Annotated in this window: 4 protein-coding genes; all 4 read left to right on the forward strand. The window is 75.6% G+C overall.

The window, feature by feature from the left end:
- The coding region (locus tag RIF68_RS33725) for a lasso peptide isopeptide bond-forming cyclase (protein ID WP_309055277.1) at nucleotides 1-1,453 on the forward strand (1,453 nt) is incomplete at its 5' end.
- A gap of 26 nt (nucleotides 1,454-1,479) precedes the next feature.
- Nucleotides 1,480-1,734: a lasso peptide biosynthesis PqqD family chaperone gene (locus tag RIF68_RS33730; RefSeq protein ID WP_309055278.1), complete on the forward strand. Its 255-nt coding sequence runs from the start codon at nucleotides 1,480-1,482 to the stop codon at nucleotides 1,732-1,734.
- Nucleotides 1,731-2,165 carry a lasso peptide biosynthesis B2 protein gene (locus RIF68_RS33735; protein ID WP_309055279.1) on the forward strand — a complete coding sequence of 145 codons (435 nt, stop codon included), beginning with the start codon at nucleotides 1,731-1,733 and terminating at the stop codon, nucleotides 2,163-2,165. Before RIF68_RS33730 ends, RIF68_RS33735 begins: the two co-directional genes overlap by 4 nt.
- A gap of 128 nt (nucleotides 2,166-2,293) precedes the next feature.
- On the forward strand, nucleotides 2,294-2,669 hold a 376-nt coding region (locus tag RIF68_RS33740), incomplete at its 3' end, for an ABC transporter transmembrane domain-containing protein (protein ID WP_309055280.1).

Genomic DNA, 2,669 nt, shown 5'->3' on the forward strand with positions numbered 1-2,669 from the left:
CCGCGCCGACGTGCTCGCGGCGGCGCTGGGTGCCGAGCCGGACCCGGAGCAGGTGGCGGTGAGACTGCTGTGGCCGGTTCCCCATCCGCTCGGCGAGGCCCCGATGTGGCGGGGCGTGACCGCCGTCTCCCCCGGGGACGCGCTGGTCGTCGCCCCGGACGGCAGGACCGTACGCCACTCGACGTGGTGGACGCCCCCCGAGCCGGTGCGGCCGCTCGCCGACGGCGCGCCCGCCGTCAGGGAGGCCCTGACCGCGGCGGTGGACGCCCGTACGGCCCGGGGTGGGGTGGTGAGCTGCGATCTGTCCGGCGGCCTGGACTCCACCTCCGTCTGCTTCCTCGCCGACCGCTCCCCCGCCCGCGTGGTGGCGAGCACCTGGCCGGGACGCGACCCCGCCGACACCGATCTGTACTGGGCCGAGCAGGCCGCCCGCGCCATGCCCGGGATCGAGCACGTCGTGTGGGACGCCGACGCCTCACCGCTCGTGTACGAGGACCTGCTGGCGATCGACGACCTGCTGGACGAGCCCACCATCGGCGTCATGGACCGCTCACGCGTCCTGCACCACCTGCCGGCCATGGCCGAGCGCGGCAGCCGGCTGCACCTCACGGGCATCGGGGGCGACCACGTCGCCTGGTGCTCCGAGGCGTACTACCACCGGCTGGCGCGCACCCGCCCCCTCTTCGCCCTCCGTCAGCTGCGCGGCTTCCGCGCCCTGTGGCAGTGGCCGCTGGGCGAGACGGTCCGCGCGCTGGCCGACGCCCGGCCGTACGGGAAGTGGCTCGGCGATGCCGCCGGGCAGCTGCGCGCGCCGCTGCCCGCGACGGTGCGCACCGGTCTCGGCTGGGGCATGCCGCCCCGGATCTTCGACTGGGTCACCCCCGACGCCGAGCGGATGATCCACCGGGTCCTGCGCGAGGCCGCCGGGAGCACCGGTCCGCTCCATCCGGACCGCGGGCTGCACGCCGATCTCGATCAGATCCGTTCCTGCACGCGGATCATCCGCCAGTGGGACCGGATGGCGGCGCGCGCAGGGGTGCCGATGGCCTCGCCGTTCCTGGACGACCGCGTCGTCGAGACCTGCCTCGCGGTCAGGCCGGACGAACGGGTCACGCCCTGGCGGTACAAGCCGCTCCTGACGGCCGCGATGAGCGGGATCGTCCCCGAAGCGTGCCTGCGGCGCACGACGAAGGCCGCCGCGGCCATGGACGCGTCCAACGGCCTGCGCGAACACCGCGCCGACCTGATGGCGCTGTGGGAGGACTCCCACCTCGAACGGCTCGGCCTGGTCGACGGCGAGGCCCTGCGCCGGCTCGCCCGGCGCCCGTCCACACCCGAACTGCGCGACGCGATCCTCTATTCGACCATCGCCGCCGAAGTGTGGCTGCGCGGCCTGTCCCGGCCCGCGGACCCGGCGGTCACCGCCGGAACCGGTACCGGGAACCGGCCCTGAACCCCTCACAGGAAGGTACGCACACCATGGCCTTGCGGTTCGGCGCCGGCGTCTCCGCGGCGGACACCGACTACGGCACGGTGCTCCTGGACGAGCGCTCCGGGGAGTACTGGGAGTTGAACCCCACCGGTTCGCTGGTGGTGAAAACGCTCATGGCGGGCGGCGACGAGGCCGACGCGGTCGCCGCCCTCACCGGCGCCTTCGAGATCGAGCCCGCCCAGGCACGCCACGACGTCGAGGCGCTCGTGCGGCAGCTGCGCACCTCCGGGCTGGCCGCGTGACGACCCCCAGCGCACTGGAGCGCCCGACCGGGGTCCCGGTGGTGTGGCGCCTGGCCGCCCGGCTCGTCCTGCTGCCGGCGATCGGGCTCTCCTTCCTGCCGCCCCGCCGGATCCGTTCGGTGCTGGGCCTCGCGCGCCGCGGCGCCGCGCCCGCCACCACGGCGCGGGCGGCGCGGGCCCGCAGCGCCATGTGCGCGGTGAGTCTGCGCTGCGCCGGCCCCAAGGGCTGTCTGCCGCGTTCGCTGGGAGCGGCGCTGCTGTGCCGGCTGACGGGGACCTGGCCGACCTGGTGCACGGGGGTGCGGGTGGTGCCGCCGTTCACCGCGCACGCCTGGATCGAGGCGGACGGCCGGCCCGTCGACGAGGGCGTCCCCGACGACTACTTCACCCGGCTGATCACGGTCGCCCCCATGAGCCGGCCGGCCCCATGACCCACGCCGTCCCGCAGGGCCCGGACGGGACCACGCCGGCGGACGCCCCGGACCATGCCGGCGGACGCGCCGGACCTCGCGGGGGCGGCGCGAAGGGCGACCGGTCCACCCGGGCGGCGGTCGCGACCATGTACCGGCTGACCTCCGGCCACCGGGCGTCCGTCGTCGTCGCGACCGTACTCACGCTGGTCGGCTCCGCCCTCGGCCTCGCCCAGCCGCTCGTCGCCAAGCACGCCGTCGACGCGAGCGGCCGGGGCCAGGTGATGTGGCCGCTTCTCCTCGGCCTCGCCGCCCTGTTCGTCACGGAGGCGGTGACGGGCGCGGCCGGGCGCTTCGTCCTGGAACGCATGGGTGAGGGCGTCGTCCGGCAGTTGCGGCACGGCCTGGTGGCGCGGCTGCTCCGCCTGGAGATGCGGGAGTACGACCGGCAGCGCGGTGGCGATCTGATCTCCCGGGTCACCACCGACACCACCCTGCTGCGGGAGGTGGTGTCCCAGGCCCTGG

This window comes from Streptomyces sp., from assembly GCF_031178505.1.
In the GTDB taxonomy this organism is placed as follows: domain Bacteria; phylum Actinomycetota; class Actinomycetes; order Streptomycetales; family Streptomycetaceae; genus Streptomyces; species Streptomyces gulbargensis.

What these genes read in the sequence shown, in the direction of transcription:
- RIF68_RS33730 (WP_309055278.1), top strand. Translation starts at nt 1,480, where the DNA reads ATGGCCTTGCGGTTCGGCGCCGGCGTCTCCGCGGCGGACACCGACTAC.